General features: G+C 65.8%; 23 protein-coding genes and 1 pseudogene. 10 read left to right on the top strand and 14 right to left on the bottom strand.

Translation table 11 applies throughout. The features are described from left to right. Positions 1–78: 78 nt before the first annotated feature. Positions 79–1,023 (top strand): prephenate dehydrogenase, encoded by a 945-nt coding sequence (locus tag ACZY0B_RS23670; RefSeq protein ID WP_463766684.1) that lies wholly within the window; start codon positions 79–81, stop codon positions 1,021–1,023. Here the strand turns inward: ACZY0B_RS23670 and ACZY0B_RS23665 are convergent. Genes ACZY0B_RS23665 through ACZY0B_RS23645 form a run of 5 tightly spaced genes read right to left on the bottom strand, consistent with a single transcriptional unit; the run spans position 986 to position 5,078 of the window. Then, the gene (locus tag ACZY0B_RS23665; protein WP_463766683.1) at positions 986–1,540 is read right to left on the bottom strand and encodes a putative glycolipid-binding domain-containing protein; all 555 of its coding nucleotides are present in this window, start codon (positions 1,538–1,540) and stop codon (positions 986–988) included. The two genes, ACZY0B_RS23670 and ACZY0B_RS23665, sit on opposite strands and share 38 nt — an antisense overlap. Positions 1,541–1,587: 47 nt before the next feature. Continuing rightward, on the bottom strand, positions 1,588–2,331 hold the full coding sequence (locus ACZY0B_RS23660; RefSeq protein WP_463766665.1) for an ABC transporter permease: 744 nt from the start codon (positions 2,329–2,331) through the stop codon (positions 1,588–1,590). Beyond that, the gene (locus ACZY0B_RS23655) at positions 2,328–3,014 is read right to left on the bottom strand and encodes an ABC transporter permease (protein WP_463766664.1); all 687 of its coding nucleotides are present in this window, start codon (positions 3,012–3,014) and stop codon (positions 2,328–2,330) included. Before ACZY0B_RS23655 ends, ACZY0B_RS23660 begins: the two co-directional genes overlap by 4 nt. Positions 3,015–3,016: 2 nt before the next feature. Next, positions 3,017–4,108 carry an ABC transporter ATP-binding protein gene (locus tag ACZY0B_RS23650; RefSeq protein WP_463766663.1) on the bottom strand — a complete coding sequence of 364 codons (1,092 nt, stop codon included), beginning with the start codon at positions 4,106–4,108 and terminating at the stop codon, positions 3,017–3,019. Positions 4,109–4,130: 22 nt separating this feature from the next. Continuing rightward, positions 4,131–5,078, bottom strand: coding sequence for an ABC transporter substrate-binding protein (locus ACZY0B_RS23645; protein WP_463766662.1), 948 nt, complete (start codon positions 5,076–5,078; stop codon positions 4,131–4,133). 103 nt (positions 5,079–5,181) lie between these two features. Between ACZY0B_RS23645 and ACZY0B_RS23640 the strand changes: the two genes are divergently transcribed. Further along, positions 5,182–5,583 (top strand): LapA family protein, encoded by a 402-nt coding sequence (locus tag ACZY0B_RS23640; protein ID WP_463766661.1) that lies wholly within the window; start codon positions 5,182–5,184, stop codon positions 5,581–5,583. On the opposite strand, the gene ACZY0B_RS23635 is transcribed toward ACZY0B_RS23640, so the two are convergent. Together ACZY0B_RS23635 and ACZY0B_RS23630 are read right to left on the bottom strand one after the other, a co-directional pair. Then, the gene (locus ACZY0B_RS23635) at positions 5,580–6,626 is read right to left on the bottom strand and encodes a phosphotransferase family protein (protein WP_463766660.1); all 1,047 of its coding nucleotides are present in this window, start codon (positions 6,624–6,626) and stop codon (positions 5,580–5,582) included. The two genes, ACZY0B_RS23640 and ACZY0B_RS23635, sit on opposite strands and share 4 nt — an antisense overlap. A 9-nt stretch (positions 6,627–6,635) precedes the next feature. Further along, positions 6,636–7,244: a histidine phosphatase family protein gene (locus tag ACZY0B_RS23630; protein WP_463766659.1), complete on the bottom strand. Its 609-nt coding sequence runs from the start codon at positions 7,242–7,244 to the stop codon at positions 6,636–6,638. Positions 7,245–7,532: 288 nt separating this feature from the next. On the opposite strand from ACZY0B_RS23630, the gene ACZY0B_RS23625 reads away from it, so the two are divergent. The 5 genes from ACZY0B_RS23625 to ACZY0B_RS23605 all read left to right on the top strand — a co-directional run bounded on the left by ACZY0B_RS23625 (position 7,533) and on the right by ACZY0B_RS23605 (position 12,286). Further along, positions 7,533–8,579: a phosphotransferase family protein gene (locus ACZY0B_RS23625; RefSeq protein ID WP_463766658.1), complete on the top strand. Its 1,047-nt coding sequence runs from the start codon at positions 7,533–7,535 to the stop codon at positions 8,577–8,579. A 1-nt stretch (position 8,580) separates the two neighbouring features. Further along, positions 8,581–9,339 (top strand): SDR family NAD(P)-dependent oxidoreductase, encoded by a 759-nt coding sequence (locus ACZY0B_RS23620; protein WP_463766657.1) that lies wholly within the window; start codon positions 8,581–8,583, stop codon positions 9,337–9,339. 69 nt (positions 9,340–9,408) lie between these two features. Further along, a complete protein-coding gene (locus ACZY0B_RS23615) occupies positions 9,409–10,716 on the top strand; it encodes an acyl-CoA dehydrogenase family protein (protein ID WP_463766656.1) in 1,308 nt (435 codons plus the stop codon). After that, positions 10,713–11,318: a TetR/AcrR family transcriptional regulator gene (locus tag ACZY0B_RS23610; protein ID WP_463766655.1), complete on the top strand. Its 606-nt coding sequence runs from the start codon at positions 10,713–10,715 to the stop codon at positions 11,316–11,318. Before ACZY0B_RS23615 ends, ACZY0B_RS23610 begins: the two co-directional genes overlap by 4 nt. Further along, the gene (locus tag ACZY0B_RS23605; protein WP_463766654.1) at positions 11,318–12,286 is read left to right on the top strand and encodes an NADPH:quinone oxidoreductase family protein; all 969 of its coding nucleotides are present in this window, start codon (positions 11,318–11,320) and stop codon (positions 12,284–12,286) included. Before ACZY0B_RS23610 ends, ACZY0B_RS23605 begins: the two co-directional genes overlap by 1 nt. Before the next feature lie 18 nt (positions 12,287–12,304). Here the strand turns inward: ACZY0B_RS23605 and ACZY0B_RS23600 are convergent, their stop codons facing one another. After that, positions 12,305–14,185 (bottom strand): alkyl/aryl-sulfatase, encoded by a 1,881-nt coding sequence (locus ACZY0B_RS23600; protein ID WP_463766653.1) that lies wholly within the window; start codon positions 14,183–14,185, stop codon positions 12,305–12,307. 167 nt (positions 14,186–14,352) lie between these two features. Here ACZY0B_RS23600 and ACZY0B_RS23595 point away from each other — a divergent pair, with 167 nt between their 5' ends. Then, entirely contained in the window at positions 14,353–14,829 is a 477-nt protein-coding gene (locus ACZY0B_RS23595; protein WP_463766652.1) for a lipoprotein LpqH, read from the top strand. Here the strand turns inward: ACZY0B_RS23595 and ACZY0B_RS23590 are convergent. From ACZY0B_RS23590 to ACZY0B_RS23565, 6 genes and pseudogenes are all read right to left on the bottom strand, one after another. Beyond that, positions 14,822–16,342: a sensor histidine kinase gene (locus ACZY0B_RS23590; RefSeq protein ID WP_463766651.1), complete on the bottom strand. Its 1,521-nt coding sequence runs from the start codon at positions 16,340–16,342 to the stop codon at positions 14,822–14,824. The genes ACZY0B_RS23595 and ACZY0B_RS23590 overlap by 8 nt on opposite strands. Further along, on the bottom strand, positions 16,320–17,024 hold the full coding sequence (locus ACZY0B_RS23585; protein ID WP_463766682.1) for a response regulator transcription factor: 705 nt from the start codon (positions 17,022–17,024) through the stop codon (positions 16,320–16,322). Before ACZY0B_RS23585 ends, ACZY0B_RS23590 begins: the two co-directional genes overlap by 23 nt. A gap of 125 nt (positions 17,025–17,149) precedes the next feature. Beyond that, positions 17,150–17,305, bottom strand: coding sequence for a hypothetical protein (locus tag ACZY0B_RS23580; protein ID WP_342927131.1), 156 nt, complete (start codon positions 17,303–17,305; stop codon positions 17,150–17,152). Between the two features lie 11 nt (positions 17,306–17,316). Beyond that, positions 17,317–17,553, bottom strand: a complete 237-nt coding sequence (locus tag ACZY0B_RS23575; protein ID WP_463766650.1) for a hypothetical protein — start codon at positions 17,551–17,553, stop codon at positions 17,317–17,319. 116 nt (positions 17,554–17,669) lie between these two features. Beyond that, a pseudogene (locus tag ACZY0B_RS23570) lies at positions 17,670–18,079 on the bottom strand (MmcQ/YjbR family DNA-binding protein). A gap of 58 nt (positions 18,080–18,137) precedes the next feature. Beyond that, positions 18,138–19,079 carry a class I SAM-dependent methyltransferase gene (locus ACZY0B_RS23565; RefSeq protein WP_463766649.1) on the bottom strand — a complete coding sequence of 314 codons (942 nt, stop codon included), beginning with the start codon at positions 19,077–19,079 and terminating at the stop codon, positions 18,138–18,140. 216 nt (positions 19,080–19,295) lie between these two features. Between ACZY0B_RS23565 and ACZY0B_RS23560 the strand changes: the two genes are divergently transcribed. Together ACZY0B_RS23560 and ACZY0B_RS23555 are read left to right on the top strand one after the other, a co-directional pair. Then, positions 19,296–20,294, top strand: a complete 999-nt coding sequence (locus tag ACZY0B_RS23560; protein ID WP_463766681.1) for a phosphotransferase family protein — start codon at positions 19,296–19,298, stop codon at positions 20,292–20,294. A gap of 20 nt (positions 20,295–20,314) precedes the next feature. Then, a complete protein-coding gene (locus ACZY0B_RS23555; RefSeq protein ID WP_463766648.1) occupies positions 20,315–20,791 on the top strand; it encodes a hypothetical protein in 477 nt (158 codons plus the stop codon). The last annotated feature ends 66 nt before the right edge of the window (positions 20,792–20,857 follow it).

The following is a 20,857-nucleotide window of genomic DNA, read 5'->3' as shown; positions in this document are numbered from 1 at the left end:
CGAGGGGACCTGGACACACCGTCATCCGCCCAACTGTGCCAACCTTGGACTGTGGCTGAGACTGCGACCAGGACGCCGGTGTGCGTGCTCGGGTTGGGACTTATCGGCGGATCGATAATGCGGGCGGCCGCGGCTGCCGGCCGTGACGTGTTCGGCTACAACCGCTCGGTGGAGGGTGCGCACGGAGCGCTCGCCGACGGCTTTGACGCCACGACCGAGCTCAATGACGCGCTGACCCGCGCCGCCGACACCGGCGCGTTGATCGTGCTGGCCGTCCCGATGCCGGCCCTGCCGACGATGCTCGCCCACGTCAGCGAATTGGCCCCGAAGTGCCCGCTCACCGACGTCACCAGCGTCAAAACGGCGGTGCTCGACGAGGTCGTCGCGGCCGGTCTGCGGGACCGCTTTGTCGGCGGTCACCCGATGACCGGCACCGAAAGCTCGGGTTGGGCGGCCGGGCATGCCGGATTGTTCACGGCGGCTCCATGGGTGATCAGCGTCGACGACCATGTGGACCCGGTGGTGTGGTGGATGGTGATGACGTTGGCGCTGGATTGCGGCGCGCTGGTGGTGCCGGCCAAATCCGACGAGCACGACGCCGCGGCGGCCGCCATCTCGCATCTGCCGCACCTGCTCGCCGAGGCGCTCGCGGTGACGGCCGCCGAGATCCCGCTGGCCTTTGCGCTGGCCGCCGGCTCGTTCCGCGACGCCACCCGGGTGGCCGGCAGCGCCCCGGAGCTGGTGCGCGCGATGTGCGAAAGCAACTCGGTTCATCTGCTGCAGGCAGTCGACCGCATCACCGACCTGCTGAGTCGCGCCCGCGACTCGCTGGACTGGGACAACTCGGTGGCCGAGCTCGTCGAGGCGGGTCACGCCGCGCGAACGCGTTACGACAACTTCCCGCGCTCCGACATCTTCGCCGTCGTGATCGGCGCGCCGAACTGGCGCAACGAACTGGCCGCCGCCGGCCGGGCGGGCCAGGTGATCAGATCCGCTCTGCCAATCCGGGATAGTCCACGATGAACCCTTCGTCGTCGACGCTCACGGTGGTGTCGGCAACGGGTGAACGCAGCTTGATGCCGTCGGGGCCACCCTGCCCGGTGTAGCTCACCGTGGCCGCGGTGACGGTCATCTCGGGCACGTTGACGTAGACCACCGGCAACGTGATGGTTTCGGCCCGCTCGTGTAGCCCCAGACGGCGGATCGGCAGCGCGTTGAAGAACGGGCTGAACACCACGTCGACGTCGAGTGCGCCGTTGTAACCCTCGCGTCGCTCGCCCTGGTGGTCGGTGATCATCCACATGTTTTCCTCGTCGCGGGCGATGGCGAGCTGCCGCTCCCGCTCGGCGAGGGTGATCGTCAGACCGAACCTCTTGGTCGCTCCGCTCTCGTCGGTCTGCACTTCGTAGAAGGCGCCGAATGCCGGGTTTGTCTCGGTAGCCGCGGCCACGATGCGGCCCGCAGCCTTAATTCGCTTGCCGGACACCTGTACTCGCACCGATTCCATCCGGGAGATGTCCGGCGCGCGCCAGGTAAGCATCGCGTTCCAGACGCGCTGGGTCGGATCAGAGGGGCGGTTCACACTCCCTACCGTAAGACTTGCCCACCGGCCGCGGCAGGCTGGTCGGCAAGTGCGGTCACCGTCACATTGTCGCGCCGGTGAGGTCTGCGCAACCTTCCGGTGCCCGGCACCGAAGCCCAGACCGCCATCGCCAGCAGACCGTCGAGGATCAGCGCCAGCGCGGCCACCATCAGCGCGCCGACCAGAGCGAGCTGGAATTCACGCTCTTTGATCCCGTCGATCAGGTAGCGGCCCAGCCCGCCGAGGCTGGCATACGCGGCCACCGTCGCGGTGGCGACCACCTGCAGCGTCGCGTTGCGCAGCCCGCCGAGAATCAACGGCATCGCGTTGGGCACCTCGACGCGCAGCAGCACTTGGGCCTCCGTCATGCCCATCGCGCGGGCGGCGTCGACCGCCACCGGGTCGACATTGGCGATGCCCGCGTAAGTGCCGGCCAGCAGCGACGGCACACCGAGCAGCATCAGGGCAACCAGCGGCGGCCCGAGTCCCAGCCCGAACAGCAGCACGCCCAGCAGCAGCACCCCGAGGGTCGGTAGTGAGCGCAGCCCGTTGACCGCGCCGACGACGAGCAGCGTGCCGCGGCCGGTGTGGCCGATGATCATCCCGACCGGGATCGCGATCAGCGCTGAGGCGCCCACCGCGACCGCGGTGTACTCCAGGTGCTCCAAGATGCGTGCCGCCAGACCGACCGGTCCGGTCCAGTTGTCGACGGTGAGCAGGTAGGAGACCGCCTGCGCGATGAAGTTCATCGCGCACCACCGACCACCGGGGCCACCACCGATCGCCGGCGCGCGGTGGCACCCGCGTGCGACCACGGCGTGGCGACCCGGCCGGCCAGCACGATCAACACGTCGATGACGACCGCCAACACGAACAGCGCGATGATGCCGGCCAGGATTTGATCGCTCTTGTCGGTCTGATACCCCTCGGTGAACCAGGTCCCCAGGCCGCCGATCCCGATCACCGACCCCACCGATACCATGGCGATATTGGTCACCACAACCACCCGCAACCCCGCGACCATCACCGGAATCGACAGCGGCAGTTCAACTTTCAGAATTCGCTTGACGGCCGAGTAGCCGACCGCGGTGGCGGCGTCACTGACCTGAGCCGGCACCGCGTCCAGCGCCTCCAGTACCGCGCGCACCATCAGCGCGGTGGTGTAGGCGGTCAGCGCGACCAGGACGTTGGCCTCGTCGAGGATACGGGTTCCGATGATCACCGGCAGGGCCACGAACAGCGCCAGCGACGGGACGGTGAACACCACACTGGCGGTCGCCGTCGTCAGCCGGCGCGCAATCGGTTGGCGCTGCACCAGCACTCCCAGCGGCACCGCGATCAGCAGCCCAATCAGCACCGGCACCAACGACAACCGCAGGTGGATCACGGTCAGAGTCCAGGCATCGCCCAGGTGGGTGAGCAGATAGTGCATGGTCACCTCCGCCGCTGGGATTCGACCGCGGCCAGCACGTCGGCGGCCAGTACCCCGCCGATGACCTTGCCGTCGCCATCGACGGCGATTCCCACAGTCGACGGCGACGACAGTGCCGCGTCCAGCGCGTGGCTCAGATTGCCGCCGGGCCGGAACAATGCACCGACGCCGCTCATGCTGTCGGCCAACGACGCACCACCGCTGTGCCGCCGCAGGCCGTCACCGTCGATCCAGCCCAGTGGTAGGCCGTGCTCGTCGACCACGACCACCCAATCGGTCAGCGACCGATCGGTCAGCCCACTGGCGGGGATGGTGTCGACGGTGTGCAGCGGCAGGCCGTTCGCGTCGATCAGCTGCAACCACCGGTAGCCACGGCCAAGACCGATGAATCTGGACACGAAATCGTTGGCCGGCCGCGAAAGTAGTTCGCTGGGTTCGTCGTACTGCTGCAGCACGCCGCCTCGTCCGAAGATCGCGACTTGGTCGGCGAGCTTGAGCGCCTCGTCGATGTCGTGCGTGACGAAGACGATAGTTTTGTGCAATTCGCTTTGCAGGCGCAGTATTTCGTTCTGCAGCTCGAGGCGAACCACGGGGTCGACGGCCGAGAATGGCTCGTCCATCAACAGGATTGGAGGATCGGCGGCCAGTGCGCGTGCCACACCGACGCGCTGTTGTTCGCCGCCGGAGAGCTGCGCCGGGTAACGGTTGGCCAGCTTGGCGTCCAGCCCAACGCGTTCGAGTACCTCGTAGGCCGCTTTGCGGGCGGCCCGCCGGGACTGTCCCCGCAACACCGGTACCGTCGCGACGTTGTCGATGACCCGTTGATGCGGCATCAGCCCGGCATGCTGAATCACGTAGCCGATTCCGAGCCGCAGCTTCACCGGGTCGACCGCCGACACGTCCGCCCCGTCGACGGTGATGGTGCCCGAGGTCGGCTCGATCATCCGGTTGATCATCCGCAGCGCTGTGGTTTTGCCGCTCCCGGAGGAACCGACGAAGACCGTCAGCTTGCTGTTGGGGACCACCAGGTTCAGCCGATCGACGGCGGTGGTCCCGTCGGCGAATGCCTTGCTGACATTGTCGAAGATTATCAACGCGCCACACCCCGGCCGGCCGTCATTGTGTAAGCGGATGGTTGAAGCCGTTGTCCCGCACCCAGTTTCGAGCAGCCTGGTCGGGATCGAGGCCGGAGTTGCCCGCCACAGCCGCGTTGAGCCCGGCCAGGCCGTCAGTGGTCATTTTCGCCGAGACCGCATCCAGGACCACCTTCAGGTGATCGGACTTCTTCTGCGAATTCACCAGCGGCACAATATTGCCGGCCACGAAGTTGTGTTCGGGGTCCTCCAGCGTCACCAGATGATTTTGCGGAATCGCCGGTGAGGTGGTGAAGATGTTGGCCGCGGTGACCTTTCCGCCGACCAACGCGCGCACCGTCACCGCGCCGCCACCGTCGTCGATGACGATGAAGTTGCCGGGACTGATGTTGAGCGAGTATTTCTGCCGCAGTCCGGGTAAGCCGGATGGGCGGTTCTCGAACGCCGACGGCGCCCCGAATTTCACTTCCGGCGAGTGTGCGGCCAGGTCGGCGATGGTTTTAAGGTTCCACTGGGCGGCGGTTCCGCTGGTGACGCTGACCGTGTCGGTGTCGGAGGCCGGTGACGGCGTCAGAAGCGACAGGTCACCCGGCAATTTCTGGTAGAGCTCCAATTCGACGGCGTCGAGCATGGTCGCGGTCGAGTTGGGGGCGAAGTACCGCAGCAGGTTGCCGACGTATTCCGGTACCAAATCGATGGAATGGTCTTTGAGCGCCGGGATGTACGTCTCACGACTGCCGATGCCCATTCGTCGTCCGACGTCGAAACCGTTGGCCTGCAACGCTTGCGCGTAGATCTCTGCGAGGATCTGGGATTCCGGGAAGTCAGCGGATCCGACGACGATGGATTTCATGCTGCGCATTTCCGGTGCCAGCGGATCGGAATTGCTGCAGGACGCGACCAGGCACATGGCCGTAAAGCACACTGCCGCGGGGATGGTCGCGCGGTGCACGCGCCGCAGCATCCTCATAACGCTGACACTAACGGCAGAAGCGGCCCGGCGCTGTCGCCATGGAGCAGCTGGTTTGCGTGGTTTGGTTTCAATCTGCGCAGGATGGGACAAAGATGGATCTATGAGCAGCAACCCCCCTGGCTCGCCAGGCAACCCGCCGCCAAAGCCCACTTCGGGGCCGCCCCCTGAGCTCGCCCCACCGCCTGCCCCACCGCCTGCCCCACCGCCCCATGCCGGCAAGAAACCCAGCGAACCGGCCATCGGGTTCACCCGAGCGGGCGCCCTGTGGTCGGCGTTGATCGCGGGCTTCTTGATCCTGATCCTGTTGCTGATCTTCATCACCCAGAACACGACGTCGACGCCGTTCCAGTTCTTGGGTTGGCATTGGAACCTGCCACTGGGGGTGGCCATCCTGCTGGCGGCCGTGGTCGGCGGGTTGCTCACCGTGACCGTCGGCACCGCGCGCATGCTGCAACTGCGTCGCGCGGCCAAGAAGCAGCACGCCGCGGCAACGCGGCACTAGCCGGGCAGCTTGGACAACTCCCCAAGCCCACGGGCGATTAACGGCGCGACCACCTCGGGCATGTGTTCGGAGTCTTTACCGCTGGCCTGATCCGACATGCGCCTGCGGAAGTCGATGCCGGCGGCGATGATGGCCAGCTTGAAGTAGGCCAACGCCATGTAAAACTCCCAATGCGCCAGCGGTATGCCGGCGACCAGCGAGTACCGGTCGGCCAGCTCGTCGGCCGTGGGCAGCAGCGGCGAAGTCCAGGCGGCTTGCGCATTGACGATCAGATCCAGTGCCGGGTCGCGGTACACACACATCAGGGCCGCGTCGGACAGCGGATCCCCCAGCGTCGAGAGCTCCCAATCCACCACGGCGCGCACCCGCGTCGGGTCGTCGGCGTCCAGGATGGTGTTGTCGATCCGGTAGTCACCGTGCACGATCGAGGTGCGACCCTGTCGCGGAATCGCTTGCTGCAGACCGGAATGCAGTCGTTCGACGTCGGCGTCACGATGGTCGTCGGGCAGCCGCACCAGTTCCCATTGGGAGCCCCAGCGACGCACCTGACGCTCCAGATAACCGCTGGGTTTGCCGAAGTCGGCCAGTCCCACCGCATTCGGGTCGACGTTGTGCAGGTCGACGAGCACCCGGATCAGTCCGTCGACGCATTTGTCGATCACGGTGTGGTTGAAGGCTTCGAGTTGAGCGCGGCGGCGCACCACCTGCCCGGCGACGAACTCGACGATCTGGAACGGCGCGCCCAGCACGGAGTCGTCCTCGCACAGCGCGATTGCGCGGGCCACCGGAACGGGCGTGTCCTGCAGTGCCGCCACCACTTTGTACTCGCGGGCCATGTCGTGCGCCGACGGGGTCAACCCGTGTAGCGGTGGACGCCGCACCAGCCAGTTCGTCTTGTCGTCGTAGACCCGGAACGTCAGATTGGAGCGGCCGCCCGAGATGAAGTCCCCGCGCAGTTCGCCGTCGCGCTCGATGCGCAGCGAACGCAGGTAACGGTCCAGCGCGGGCAGGTCCAGCCCGTCGAGTCGATCAGCCGAAGTCACCGAACTTGTCTACCATCGCTGATTGCGCGGCAACAGGTCCCACACGTGTTCGACCCCATTGACTCCCGCCACGGTCGCCTGGCCGGTCCGCGAGTACAGCAGGCGAGTCACCGATGCGTAGTCGACGGGAAACGACAACAGCCGCGACGTCCCGAGGATCTCGTGCAGCAACACGTTGATCACCCCGCCGTGGCTGAACACCACAACGGTGTCTTCGGGATCCGCGGACGTGACGAGATCGTCCACTGCCGCCGTCACTCGCGCCCGGAACGCGTCTTCGTCGACCGCGCTGGGCAGATGGCCCCGGGCGAGTCGCTCCCACTCTTTCGGGTTTTCCTGACGGATCTGCTCGACGGGGATGTACACGGGAAGGTCGCGATCGTATTCGGCGAAGCGCTCGTCAATCTCGACGGACAGCTCACGGGCCGCCGCGACCGGTTCGGCGGTCTGCACGGCCCGCCGCTGGGGGCTGCTGATGACCCGGGAGATCGGGAACCGCGCAAGCGCCTCGGGCAGGCGCGCGATCTGGGCCACCCCCTCTTCCGACAAGTCCGGGTCGGAACCCTGGCCGTGTTCGCTGCGCAGCGGCAACGCATGCCGGACCAGAAGCACTTGCATGTTTCTCCCTAGTCGTCGGGTAAGTGATGTCAGCACCAAAGCCGGTTCGCAGTTTCTCATCGCGCCCTGCCGCGGCGCGCGGCCGTCTCCTAATCTGCAAGAGAGGCCCGATCTCGAGGAGGACAGATGACCCAGCCGAGCACCTCTTCACCGAACGTGCTCTGAGGGCGGGTTTTCGGCGAGTTTCTCGCCGTCAGAGCACTCTCGACGCGGCTTTCGGTGCCGGGCTGGGCTAGCGGTATCCACGGAGAATGCTATTCTCCACACAGAGAGTGGGGTGTGCGGACAATGACGACTGCTGGTGAAACCCAACTGGACCCGGGTGTTCTGGGTCGATGGCTCGACGCCAACGACGCTCCGGGCAGCGGCGAGGAACCGCTGCTGGAGCAGCTCAAGGGCGGTTCGCAGAACACGCTGTATCTGATTGCGCGCGGCAGCGAGCGGATGGTGCTGCGGATGCCCGGCGCCCGCGCGGACGCGGCCCGCATCGACGGCCTGCTGCGCGAGATCCGGCTGGTGCGGGCACTGTCCGGCACCGATGTACCGCACGCCGAGCTGATCGCCGCCGACGACAGCGGCACCGTGCTCGGCATGCCGTTCTACGTGATGCGGGCGATCGACGGCTGGAGCCCGATGGACGGCGGCTGGGAGCCACCGTTCGACACCGACCTGGACGCGCGGCGCGGGCTCGCGTTCGAACTCGTCGAGGGCGCCGCCAAGCTGGGCCGGGTCGACTGGCGCGGCCAAGGACTCGAGGGCTTTGGCCGCCCGGACGGATTCCACGATCGGCAGGTCGATCGTTGGCTGGCATTTCTCGACTCGTACAAGGTGCGCGACCTGCCCGGCCTGGACGAGGCAGCCGATTGGCTGCGCCGCAACCGTCCCGCGCAGTACACGCCGGGCATCATGCACGGCGACTATCAGTTCGCCAACGTGATGTTCGCGCACGGCGGCCCGGCTCGGCTTGCCGCGATCGTGGACTGGGAGATGACGACGGTCGGCGATCCGCTGCTGGATCTGGCCTGGGCGCTGCTGGGCTACGACGGCGAAAACCCAAGCGAAGACGGGTTTTATCTGGACATGAAGGGCATGCCGACGCGCAGCGAATTACTGGGTCACTACGAGAAGGTCAGCGGGCTTTCCACCGAGAACATCGACTACTACCTGGTGCTGGCCAACTGGAAACTCGGCATCGTGCTGGAGAAGACCTACGCCGCCGGCGTGCGGACCGGAAAGGTCGACCCGAAGATCCACGACGCCTTCGGGGCGATGATCCCGCGGCTGATCGCGACGGCGGCCGAGCTGGCGCGCAGCCTGCCGACGCGGTGCCGCTGAAATGGGTTACGCCGACGAACTTTTCGACCTCACCGATCGCGTGGTGCTGATCACCGGCGGTAGCCGTGGGTTGGGACGGGAAATGGCCTTCGCCGCCGCCCGCTGCGGCGCCGACGTGGTGATCGCCAGCCGCAACTTCGACAACTGCGTGGCCGCAGCCAAGGAAGTCGAGGCCGAGACCGGACGCACCGCCATGCCTTACGGCGTGCACGTCGGACGCTGGGACCAACTCGACGGATTGGTCGACGCCACCTACGAACGGTTCGGCAAAGTCGACACCTTGATCAACAACGCGGGCATGTCGCCGCTGTACGACAAGCTGAGCAACGTCACCGAGAAGTTGTTCGACGCGGTGGTGAACCTGAATCTCAAAGGGCCGTTCCGGCTATCGGCGTTGGTGGGTGAGCGGATGGTGGCCGCGGGCAGCGGGTCGATCATCAACGTGAGCTCCACCGGGTCGCTGCGCCCGAACGGCGGCATCATTCCCTACGCGGCCGCCAAGGCCGGGCTCAACGCGATGACCGAAGGACTGGCGCAGGCGTTCGGGCCGACCGTACGGGTCAACACGCTGATGGCGGGGCCCTACTTGACCGACGTCAGCAAGGCGTGGGATCTCAGCGGGGACAATAACTTCAGCCATCTCTTCTTGAAGCGCGCCGGCGACCCGCGCGAAATCGTCGGCGCCGCACTGTTCTTGGCGTCCGACGCGTCCAGTTTCACAACCGGTTCGATTCTGCGGACCGACGGCGGAATTCCCTGACGTGGCGATCGCAAGCGCGGCGGAGCCGGGCGAAGCGGGTCGCCACAATGAACGAATAGGAGTATTCGAATGTCTTGGGATTTCTCTACCGAGCCGGAGTTCGAGAAGAAGCTCGCCTGGGTTCGCGAGTTCGTGCGCGAAGAGGTGGAGCCGCTCGAGGTGCTCTTTCCGGGCTGCGAGTTCCTGCCGCTCAACGACGAGCGCCGGCGCATCGTCGATCCACTCAAGCAGCAGGTCCGCGACAATGGCTTGTGGGCACCACATCTGGGCCCGGAGCTCGGTGGCCAGGGCTTCGGCGCGGTCAAGCTGACGTTGATCAACGAGATTCTGGGCCGCAGCCCGTGGGCGCCGATCGTCTTCGGCACCCAAGCGCCCGATACCGGCAACGCGGAGATCATCGCCCGCTTCGGGACACAGGATCAGAAGGACCGCTACCTGTCCGAGCTGCTGTCCGGAGAGATCTTTTCCTGCTTCTCGATGACCGAACCGCAGGGCGGTGCCGATCCGCGCGTGTTCACCACCCGCGCCGTCCGCGATGGCGACGAATGGGTGATCACCGGGCGAAAGTACTTCTCCTCCAACGCCGCTGTCGCGTCGTTCTTCATTGTCGTCGCGATCACCGATCCCGACGTTCCCGTCCATCGCGGCGCCTCGACGTTCCTGGTCCCCGCCGACACCGAAGGGCTGGTCCTGGAAGCCAACCACCACCTGGTGGGAGCGGACCCGCACGAACCGGGGCATTCCCTGGTGCACTACGACGGGGTGCGAGTGCCTCAAGACGCGCTGCTCGGCGAACCCGGTCAGGGCTTCCTGATCCTGCAGACCCGATTGGCCGGCGGCCGGCTGCACCATGCGATGCGCGCCATCGGGATGGCGCAGCGTGCTGTCGAGATGATGTCGCGCCGAGCGAAAAGCCGCTTCACCCAGGGCAGCTCGCTGGCCGACAAGCAGCTGGTGCAAGAGTTCGTCGCCGACTCCTATACCGAGCTGATCCCGTTTCGGTTGACCGTGCTGCACGCCGCGTGGTTGATCGACAGCGGCGACGAGCACGGTGCGCGCGCCGAGATCGGCGCCTGCAAGATCCTTGCCTCTCAGGTGTTGAAATCGATTGCGCTGCGGGCCATTCAAGTGCATGGTGCGCTTGGGCTCACCGATCAGCTGCCCCTGGTCAACGTGTTGCTGGGCGGCATCGCGCTCGGTCTGGCCGACGGACCGACCGAGGCACACAAGGTCAATCTGGCCCGGATGTTGCTCAAGGGGTACGACGCCGAAGAAGGTGACTGGCCCAGTGAAATGCTCGAAGTTCGGCGCGCCGCGGCCCGAGAAAAGTACGGCGCCCTTGTCGGTAGCGTTCCCGCACAACCACATTCGCCATGACGAACAGAGTCGCGGCGGCCGTCGAACGCGCCCTGGACGACCGGCAACGCGAGGCTACCGAGGAGGTCGAACGCATCCTGGCTGCCGCGGTGCGGGTGATGGAACGGGTCGCGCCCGAGCCGCCTCGCGTCAGTGACATCGTCGCCGAGGCCGGCTCGTCGAACAAGGCGTTCTACCGGTACTTCGCCGGCAAGGACGATCTCATCCTGGCCGTGATGGAACGCGGGGTCGGGATCGTGGTCTCCTACCTTCAACACCAGATGGCCAAAGAGCGACAGCCGCAGGACAAGATCGCCCGCTGGATCGAGGGCACCCTCGCGCAAGTGGCCGAACCACATCTGATCAGCAAGAGCCGCGCCGCGGCCGGCCAGATGTCGGCCGACTGGCGCGCGGTCGACCAGGAAATGATGCGGCCGCTGCGAGACCTGCTGGTCGAACCGGTTGCGGCGCTGGGCAGTAACGATGTCGAACGCGACGTCGAGGCGGTGTTCTGCTGTACGGCGGCGACCATGCGCCGATACGTGGGCTCGGCCAGTCGGCCCGGGCCCGACGACATCGCACATGTGGTGCGGTTCTGTCTCAGCGGATTGGGAGTCAATTGATGCGCGCCGTTGTCTGTCGCTCCTACGGTCCGCCGGAGAGTTTGGTGCTCGACGATGTTCCCGAGCCCGTCCCGGCACCGGGCCAGATGTTGGTACGGGTCCACGCCGCGGCAGTCAATTTCCCCGACGTGCTGTTCATCGCGGGCAAGTACCAGATCAAGGTTCCACCGCCATTCATACCGGGCAATGAGATTGCCGGGGACGTGATCTCCGTCGGTGATGGCACGCCGTTCCGTCCAGGCCAGCGGGTAGCCGGAACCACCTTCGGAGCGTTCGCCGAACAAGCGCTGCTCGACACGACTCAAGCCTCGCTCGTGCCCGACGACGCGGACTACGCATCGGCTGCGGCCTTCGGCGTCACCTACCGCACCGCGTATCACGCCTTGCGCTCGACCGCCGCTGTGACAGAAGGGGATTGGGTCGTGGTGCTGGGCGCGGCAGGTGGAGTGGGTTTGGCCGCTGTTGATCTGGCCGTGGCGATGGGGGCTCGGGTACTGGCCGCGGCATCGAGCCCGGAGAAACTCGAGCTGTGCCGACAACGCGGTGCCAAAGCCACGGTCGACTACGACCGCGAGGATCTCAAGACACGCATCCGCGAGCTCACCGGGGATGCCGCCCGAGTAGTGCTGGATCCGGTCGGGGGCTCCTATGCGGAGCCGGCGCTGAGGGGTCTGGCGCGCGGCGGCACCTTCGTCACCCTGGGCTATGCGGCGGGCAGCATCCCGGCTATTCCACTCAATCTCATTCTGCTCAAAGACATCTGCGTGCGGGGTATGGAGATCCGCACCTTCATGAGCGACTACCCCGATGAGGCCGTCCGCGATATCGAAGAGTTGGCGCAGATGTTCGCCGCGGGCACGGTCCGTCCTTACATCGGCGCGCGATTCCCGCTGTCGGAGACCCCGGCCGCGTTGCGGCATGTGGCCGATCGCAAGGTCCTGGGCAAGGTCGTCATCGACGTCGCGTGACCCCCGGCTGGTTGCCGCCTAGGGTGTGACGATGTTGAAGCTCGGGTCTGGTTTGTCCAGCACATCCAGCAACGTCTGCAGTGCCGACCGGTCTCCTGAAATGTCGAGCCCGGCTGACGTGAAGTCGCCCATCGCCACCGCCAACAAGCGAGACTTTTTGTCCAGCTTGACCGTAACGGACGCCGAGGCAGAGTCGGCGGCGACTTTGCGGTAGACAAGCACCCCGTTGCGCAGGTTGAGCCGGTAGTTGACCGCCAGATCGGCAAAGGAGATGTCGATCGCAATATCGAGGTCCCAGCTGCGCGGCCCATTGACGCTAATGGCGAGGCTGTCAAGGATCTGCTCCGGCGTCAGTTGACTGAGCATCGACATAGAGGTGGCCGTCGTAGCGGTGCCGAAATTCCCGTCACGCAATTCGGTTGCGCCGCTCATGAAGAAGTTGCGCCACGTCGCATTCTCGGCGCCGTAGCCTAGTTGCTCCAAGGTGTCCACATACAGCGCGCGGGCCGCGGCGTGATCGCTGTCGGTGAAGATCGCGTGATCCAGCAGTGTCGCGGCCCAACGGAAATCACCGGCGTCGAAAGCCGCTTGGGCAAGGTCGACGACGCGATCGATCCCGCCCATCGCCTCGACATAACGGGGTGCCAGCGCCTCGGGCGGGTGCGGCCACAGCCGGCCGGGATTGCCGTCGAACCAACCCATGTAACGCTGGTAGACGGCCTTGACGTTGTGGCTGACCGACCCGTAGTAACCGTGCGTATGCCACACTTGGTCCAAAGCTGGTGGCATCTGGAACATTTCGGCGATCTCCACGCCGGTGTAGCCCTGGTTGAGCAGCCGCAATGTCTGGTCGTGCAGGTAGGCATACAGGTCCCGCTGCAGCGACAAGAAACTGACGATGCTGTCCTGCCCCCAGGTCGGCCAGTGATGGGACGCGAACACCACATCGGAACGCCCGGCGAAAGTGTCGATCGCTTCGGTGAGATAACCCGCCCAGGCGTGCGGGTCACGCACCAGGGCACCGCGCAAGGTGAGCAGGTTGTGCAGATTGTGGGTGGCATTCTCGGCCATGCACAACGCGCGGAAACGTGGGAAATAGAAATGCATTTCGGCGGGAGCCTCGGTGCCGGGCGCCATCTGAAACTCGATCTCCACACCGTCGATCGTGTGCTTTTCGCCGGTCTCCCGGATATCGATGGTCGGGACGATGATCGCGACCTCACCGGTGGACGGGGCCTGGCCAAGCCCGCAGCCAACCTGCCCCTGGGGTCCGCGTTCCAGCAGGGTGCCGTACATATAGGTGGCCCGCCGGGTCATCGCGGGTCCGGCGTACACGTTCTCCTGCACGGCATGCGCGGTGAAGCCCTCCGGCGCCAGCACCGCGACCTTGCCGGCATCGACGTCCGCCTGCGAGGTCACGCCCAGCACGCCGCCGAAATGGTCGACGTGGCTGTGCGTGTAGATCACCGCGACGACGGGGCGATCGCCGCCGCGGTGGGCGCGGTAGAGGTCCAGCGCCGCCGCGGCTACCTCGGTGGACACCAGCGGGTCGATCACGATGATCCCGGTGTCACCTTCGATGAAGCTGATGTTGGAGAGGTCGAAGCCGCGGACCTGATAGATGCCCGGCACCACCTCGTACAGGCCTTGCTTGGCGTTCAGCCCCGATTGGCGCCACAGGCTGGGGTGCACCGAGGTTGGCGCGGGACCCTCGAGGAAGGCGTAGACATCGTTGTCCCACACCACACGTCCGTCGGCCGCCTTGATGACGCAGGGCGACAAGGACGCGATGAATCCGCGATCGGCATTGTCGAAATCCGTTGTGTCATCCCAGGGCAGGGCATGTTCGCGATGCGCCGCCTCGATGATCGCGGTGGGAGGTTTGTGGTCCACCGGCAATACCTTGCCATTAACGCACCCTGCCCGAAAGCACATGTTGAGAGCAGCCGAGTTAACCCAGACGAAACAATTTGCCTGAAACCTCTTTTGCGCGGCCAGGCAAACCCGCATACTGCGGTGACGGCCCCCAATGTTGAGGACCGCAACGATCGGGCAAAGGAGAACAAGTGAAGCGTGAACTGACGGTCGCGGTGGCCGGAGCAGCAATTCTGGTCGCCGGTATTTCCGGCTGTTCGAGCGACAAGAAAAGTTCGAGTGGGTCCTCGTCGGGCGCAAGTACTTCCGCAAGTGCCAGCGGAGGTGGCGGCACCAAGGTGATCATCGACGGCAAGGACCAGAACGTAAGCGGCTCGGTCGTGTGCACGACGGTAGGTGGCAACGTCAACATCGCAATCGGCGGGGCCGCGACCGGCATCGCCGCCGTGCTGACCGACGCCAACCCGCCCCAGGTGACATCCGTCGGGCTGGGCAACGTCAACGGCGTGACGCTCGCGTACGCCGCAGCCGGCGGCGGCGGCAACGCCTCGGCAACGAAGAGCGGCAGCACCTACAAGATCACCGGGACTGCCACCGGCGTTGACATGGCCAATCCCACGCAACCGGTGAACAAGCCCTTCGAGATCGACGTCACCTGCACTAGCTAAGCGAGGCTGCGGGCGGTTGCCACCCGTTGAGTGGCAACCGCACCGTGAACTCGGTGTGACCGGGCGAGCTGTTGACGGTGATCGTCCCGTTGTGCGCCTTGACGACGGCGGACACGATCGCCAGTCCCAGCCCGGTGCTGCCCCCCTTGCGGGAACGCGAGGTATCGCCGCGGGCGAACCGCTCGAACACCTCTGACTGCAACGCCGCCGGAATGCCGGGGCCGTTGTCGATCACCTGCAGCAAACTGTGCGACGGTTCGGTGCTCAACCGCGTCGTCACAACGGTCCCCGCGCCGGTGTGGACGCGCGCGTTGGCAAGCAGATTCGTCAACACCTGATGGAGCCGTGCCGCATCGCCGACCACGACCACAGGTTCCTCGGGCAGGTCGAGCTCCCACTGATGATCCGGTCCCGCGACATGCGCGTCGCTGACCGCATCGACGGCCACCCGTGACAGGTCAACCGGTTCGCGTTCCAGCGGGCGGCCCGAGTCCAGACGGGCCAGTAGCAGCAGGTCCTCGACGAGGCGGGTGATCCGCTCGGTCTCGGAAGCGACGCGGCTCATCGCATGTGCCACCGCCTCGCGGTCGTCGCCCATGCGCTGGGTGAGTTCGGTGTAGCCGCGGATCGCGGCCAGTGGCGTGCGTAGCTCGTGACTCGCGTCGGCGACGAACTGACGGACCCGGGTCTCGCTGGCCTGCCGTGCCGACAGCGCGGCCGCGATGTGGTCGAGCATCCGGTTCAGCGCCGACCCGAGCTGGCCCACCTCGGTAGAGGCGTTGGCGTCGGATTCGGGAACCCGTACCGGCATTTCGACCTCGCCGCGATCCAGCTGCAGGTCGGAGACCCGGCGCGCGGTTTGCGCGACGCGGCGCAGCGGCGCGAGCGCCCGCCTGATGATCACCATCCCGGCGATCGTCGCTGCGGCCAATGCGACCACGGTGACGATCGCGAAAATGACCAGCATCTGGAGCAGCGTGGCGTCGACGTCGGACATGGACAGCCCGGTGACGATCACGTCGCCGCCACGCCGGCTTGGGGCCGCGACGACACGGTAGCGGCCGAGGCCGTCGAGATCCAGGGTCACCGGCTGGCGGCTGCCGGCGATCGCCGCCAATTGGTTCTGGGCCTTGTCGCTCAGCGCGGCCCGGGAACCAATGCTGGTCAGGTAGCCGGCGTCGACTGTCTTACCGTCGCTGACGACTGCCGCGACCATGCCCGCCGGCTGGCCGGGAGCGTCGAGGAACCGCGGGCCGGGGCCAGGCCGCGGGTAAGAGGAGTGCTGGTGGTGCTCCCAGCCGGGGCGGTTCGGTTCCGGGTACATCAACGCCGAGCGATGCGAGGTCCCGCCGAGTTGCCCGTCGAGCTGGCGCACCAAGTGATGGTTCAGCGATAGCTCGGTTGCCGCGGTGATCCCGACGCAGACCAGGGCGAGCACGACGACCTGCCCGACCAAGAGCTGCAGCCGAAGGGACCAGACTCGCCGTGTCCTAGCGGGCTGGCTTGAGGACATAGCCCGCACCGCGCAGCGTGTGGATCATCGGGTCGCGGCCGTTGTCGATCTTCTTGCGTAAGTACGAGATATACAGCTCGACGATGTTGGACCGCCCGCCGAAGTCGTAACTCCATACCCGATCGAGAATCTGCGCTTTGCTCAGCACCCGCTTGGAATTGCGCATCATGAACCGCAACAGCTCAAACTCGGTGGAGGTCAACGAGATCGTTTCACCGGAACGAGTCACCTCGTGGCTGTCCTCGTCCAGCACCAGGTCGCCGACCACGAGCTGCGCGCCGCTATCGACCGTGGTGACTCCGGTGCGCCGCAACAGCGCTCGCAACCGCAGCACGACCTCCTCGATGCTGAACGGTTTGGTGACATAGTCGTCGCCACCCGCGGTCAACCCGGCGATGCGGTCTTCCACCGCGTCCTTGGCTGTCAACAACAGCACCGGCAGCTGCGGATTCTCTTCACGCAGTTTGTGTAATACATCGAGCCCGCTCATATCGGGCAGCATCACGTCGAGCACGACGACGTCGGGTCGCTGGGCACGGGCCGACGCGATTGCCGACGATCCGTCACCGGCGGTCGCGATGTTCCAGCCTTCGTACCGCAGCGCCATCGACACCATTTCGGCCAAGACCGATTCGTCGTCCACGACCAGCACGTTGATGGGATTGCCGTCGGCGCGGCACATGACAACGCGCTCTACGGAGGTTCGAGGCTGCGTCACAGGTTCCAGTATCCGCGCGCGACTGGGCCGCCGCTATGACATTCCTTTGTGTGTCCTGTGAAACAGCAGGCGAGCCGACTCGGCGGTGCCTAGTACCAGTACCGCCTGCCGGCGACCGGTCGACCGACCGAGCCAAGGATCCACAGCACCGCGCCGATGACGATTAGGACAATTCCAATCGTCCACAGCAACGGAATGGCGAAAACATATCCGAGAATGAGGAGAACGATACCCAAGACGACCATGACAGTTTCCTTTACGCGAGGGACTCTAAGTTACTGGGCATTGAAGTGGGTTGCGGTACATGGCAATCCTTGACTTTCGGGTTGACGCCCCCGTAGTTCAAAGGCCCCGCGACCACCGTCAGCGCGATGTTTCCCGCTGTGACACAATCTGTTTGGCCCGTTTTGAAGTAATCGCGTTGCCATGCTGCGAAAACCCCAATGAGCAGCCACACCAAAACGATCGCGCCGATTATTCCGCGACCACGCATCGTGACCTCCGTTGTGTTCGAGAAGGATTTTCTCGTTGCCTAGCGATACCCGTTAGACCCGTGTCTAAACATCGCCGCGGCCAACTTGTGGGCCCCTGAAAACAACGATCTGAGCACTACGAATGACCGGCCAGCCATTCCGCGGCCCGCCTCCTGGAGGCCCGGGACAGCCAGGCGTCCGCAATCAGCTCGGCTAATTCCGTCGTCGTGATTTCCGGCAGCCGGGCGGCGCGCACCAGTACCGAAGGGTGCCCGTCGAAATGGTTGGTGGTGAAGAACGGCGACCCGGGATCCTGGATCAACGCCAGCTTGTCACTCTCCGAGTCCACCCAGAGCATGATCACGTCGGCCCAGCGTTCGCCGGTGCCCGGATCGGTCGCGTCGGGCTGGGGGGTGCGGAAGAACACGAACGACTTTCCGCCCACCTGATAGATGGCATTACCCTTGGGCCCCTCCACGCGTTTACGTGCGGCATCGACGCGGCGATCTGATGCACATCGCCTACCCGGGCGGGTCGCTCGGCCATAGCGGCGACCTTAGCGCTCAAGCATTTTGGCCAATAGCGCCGTGTGCCGCGTGACGCCCTAGTGGCGTCGCTGGGCCGACACGTAGAGGGTGGGCGGCATGGCGTCGTCGGAGCCTTCCGGCACGGTGCGGTTGTAGCGTGCCATCAACTCCGGGAAGGTCGCGGCCGCCACCTCCCAGCCATGGTCACGCAGCCACTCGTCGACTGGGGTGCGCTCCTCCGCGTACCAGAGGTCGTCGAAATCGGTGATCTCGGTGTCGATCAGCTTTGCGGCCGCTGCGCGCATGCGCTGCATGTCTTCTCGCTGCCGGCGTACCCGATCGGGATCGGTAAACCCTTGGCTGGGAACGTTGGAAGCCAGCCAGCTACCCGGCGCGCTGAGCGAATGCATGCGCTCGAACAACAAATCCTGGGCCTGCGACGGCAGGTAACGCACCAGCCCCTCGGCGGACCAGGCGCTCGGCTTCGACGGGTCAAAACCCGCATCCTGCAATGCTTTTGGCCAGTCCTGACGCAGATCGATAGGTATGGTGACCAGTTCGGCCGTCGGGTTCGCGCCGTGGGCTTTCAACGTACCCGTTTTGAAGTCCAGCACCTTAGGCTGATCGAGTTCGTACACCACCGTGCCGTCGGGCCACGGCAGTCGCCAGGAGCGCGCGTCGAGACCGGAGGCCAGGATGACCACCTGGCGGACACCGGCGTCGGCCGCACCGAGAAAGAATTCGTCGAAGAACGCCGTGCGGGTCGCCATGAAGTCGATCATCAGCTGTAGCCGGGTGCGCATATCGGGTTCGATTTCGACGGCCTTGGCCAGCAGGGCGGGATCGGCGTAGATGCTCCACATCCCCTCCCCCGCGGCGTCCACGAAGACACGCGCAAACGGGTCGTTGATGAGCGGATTCTCGCTCTCGGTCTCGGCGGCGCGGGCCGCCGCCACGCCGAGTGCGGTGGCCCCCACACTCTGCGTGATGTCCCAGGAATCGTTATCGGTACGCGGCATCGCCAGTCCTCTCCACCGGAGATAGTCGGTTGCGTTCACTATTCTTCCAGCCGCGGACGCCTCCCGGCACGCTCGGACCGTGACTTCGTCTGTTTTCCCAGAGGTCCCACAGGTTGGCAAGGAGATCCCCTACACACCGAAACCCAAGGACGCAGCGCTCGCAGAGTAGGTTCACACCACGTGGAGCACGTGGACTTGAACGCCGTCGCGGAGTGGATGTCCGGGCAGGGACTCGGCGAGGGCCCGCTGCAGGATGTTTGCGCCGTCACCGGCGGAACGCAGAACGTGATGTTGCGGTTCGTCAGGTCCGGACGGCCCTATGTGCTGCGGCGCGGACCACGACACCTGCGTCCGCGCAGCAACAGCGTGATCCTGCGGGAAACCAAAGTCCTTGCAGCGCTGGCTGATTCGGATGTACCGCACCCGCATCTGATCGCGGTCTGCGACGACACGAGCGTGCTCGGCGACGCCGTCTTCTACCTGATGGACCCGGTCGACGGATTCAATGCCGGCGAGGGACTGGCGCCATTGCATGCCGGCGATGCCGGCGTGCGCCACGGCATGGGCCTGTCGATGGCCGACGCGCTGGCCAAGCTGGGTGCCGTCGACCACGTCGCGGTGGGTCTCGCCGACTTCGGTAAGCCGGAGGGCTTCCTGGAACGCCAGGTCCCGCGCTGGCTTTCGGAGCTGGACTCCTACAGCGAGTACGACGGCTATCCCGGGCCGCAGATCCCGGGCATCGAGGAAGTGTCGACCTGGCTGGAACGTCACCGTCCGGCGACGTGGACGCCCGGCATCATGCACGGCGACTACCACGCCGCCAACGTGATGTTCTCCCGCACCGGGCCGGAGGTGGTCGCGATCGTCGACTGGGAGATGTGCACGATCGGTGACCCGCTGCTGGATCTGGGCTGGCTGCTGGCCACCTGGCGCCAGCCGGACGGATCCAGTGTGTTCAGCCATGCCCTGGGTGGACAGGACGGATTGGCCAGCACCGATGAGCTGTTCGAGCGCTACGCCGCCAACACCACCCGCGACTTGTCGCACATCACCTGGTACACGGTGCTGGCCTGTTTCAAGCTGGGCATCGTGATCGAGGGCACGCTGGCCCGCGCGTGTGCCGGCAAGGCCGAGAAAGAGGTCGGCGATCAACTCCACGCGGCCACGGTCCACTTGTTCGAGCGTGCCCTGACCCAGATCGGCAACGAAGCCTGACCGGATTACCATCTCCTGACGTGCCTCCTTACCCAGAGGAACCCGACTACTACTCCGAGCCGACGATGGCGGCGCGATACGGCGGTTACGACCCCGCGCCCGAGCCGGAGCCCCCGACACCCTGGTACCGGCGTCCGCTAGCGCTGGTCGCGGCCGGCGCGGTCGGGGTGATCGTGCTCGGCCTGGCGATCTACGCGATCATCACGCTGGTGAGCGGTTCGCCGGCCCCGAGTCCGACGACCACGACGACGCCCACCCCCCTCCCCACCACGACGGTGACCACCACGGCCGCGGCGCCGACTCGGCATCACCCACCGGGCGGCGGAGGCGGCGGCCCGACGCAGACCGTGACCGAAACAGCTCCCCCGCCGAGCACCGACACTCCCACGACCACTGTTCCGCCGAGCACGGTCACGGTGTCACCGAGCACGGAGACCAGCACGGTCACCCAAACGGTCACCGTGCCGACGCGCGGGCCCTTCAATCCACGCCCATAGCGGTCCGAGAAGCCGAGCAACTAGGGTCATGGCCATGAGTCGGCTCGAACGCGGCCTGGCACGGTT

Source organism: Mycobacterium sp. IDUB_19, assembly GCF_055419445.1.
The sequence above is the reverse complement of the archived record's forward strand: the minus strand, read 5'-3'. Positions and strand labels throughout refer to the sequence as shown.

Excerpts from the sequence above, each read along its gene's own strand:
- ACZY0B_RS23655 (WP_463766664.1), bottom strand. The coding sequence starts at position 3,014 with ATGCACTATCTGCTCACCCACCTGGGCGATGCCTGGACTCTGACCGTG.
- ACZY0B_RS23610 (WP_463766655.1), top strand. The coding sequence starts at position 10,713 with ATGACGAACAGAGTCGCGGCGGCCGTCGAACGCGCCCTGGACGACCGG.
- ACZY0B_RS23605 (WP_463766654.1), top strand. The coding sequence starts at position 11,318 with ATGCGCGCCGTTGTCTGTCGCTCCTACGGTCCGCCGGAGAGTTTGGTG.
- ACZY0B_RS23645 (WP_463766662.1), bottom strand. The coding sequence starts at position 5,078 with ATGAGGATGCTGCGGCGCGTGCACCGCGCGACCATCCCCGCGGCAGTG.
- ACZY0B_RS23660 (WP_463766665.1), bottom strand. The coding sequence starts at position 2,331 with ATGAACTTCATCGCGCAGGCGGTCTCCTACCTGCTCACCGTCGACAAC.
- ACZY0B_RS23625 (WP_463766658.1), top strand. The coding sequence starts at position 7,533 with ATGACGACTGCTGGTGAAACCCAACTGGACCCGGGTGTTCTGGGTCGA.
- ACZY0B_RS23560 (WP_463766681.1), top strand. The coding sequence starts at position 19,296 with ATGTCCGGGCAGGGACTCGGCGAGGGCCCGCTGCAGGATGTTTGCGCC.
- ACZY0B_RS23615 (WP_463766656.1), top strand. The coding sequence starts at position 9,409 with ATGTCTTGGGATTTCTCTACCGAGCCGGAGTTCGAGAAGAAGCTCGCC.
- ACZY0B_RS23575 (WP_463766650.1), bottom strand. The coding sequence starts at position 17,553 with ATGCGTGGTCGCGGAATAATCGGCGCGATCGTTTTGGTGTGGCTGCTC.
- ACZY0B_RS23590 (WP_463766651.1), bottom strand. The coding sequence starts at position 16,342 with ATGTCCTCAAGCCAGCCCGCTAGGACACGGCGAGTCTGGTCCCTTCGG.
- ACZY0B_RS23640 (WP_463766661.1), top strand. The coding sequence starts at position 5,182 with ATGAGCAGCAACCCCCCTGGCTCGCCAGGCAACCCGCCGCCAAAGCCC.
- ACZY0B_RS23630 (WP_463766659.1), bottom strand. The coding sequence starts at position 7,244 with ATGCAAGTGCTTCTGGTCCGGCATGCGTTGCCGCTGCGCAGCGAACAC.
- ACZY0B_RS23565 (WP_463766649.1), bottom strand. The coding sequence starts at position 19,079 with ATGCCGCGTACCGATAACGATTCCTGGGACATCACGCAGAGTGTGGGG.
- ACZY0B_RS23665 (WP_463766683.1), bottom strand. The coding sequence starts at position 1,540 with ATGCTTACCTGGCGCGCGCCGGACATCTCCCGGATGGAATCGGTGCGA.
- ACZY0B_RS23620 (WP_463766657.1), top strand. The coding sequence starts at position 8,581 with ATGGGTTACGCCGACGAACTTTTCGACCTCACCGATCGCGTGGTGCTG.
- ACZY0B_RS23580 (WP_342927131.1), bottom strand. The coding sequence starts at position 17,305 with ATGGTCGTCTTGGGTATCGTTCTCCTCATTCTCGGATATGTTTTCGCC.
- ACZY0B_RS23585 (WP_463766682.1), bottom strand. The coding sequence starts at position 17,024 with ATGTGCCGCGCCGACGGCAATCCCATCAACGTGCTGGTCGTGGACGAC.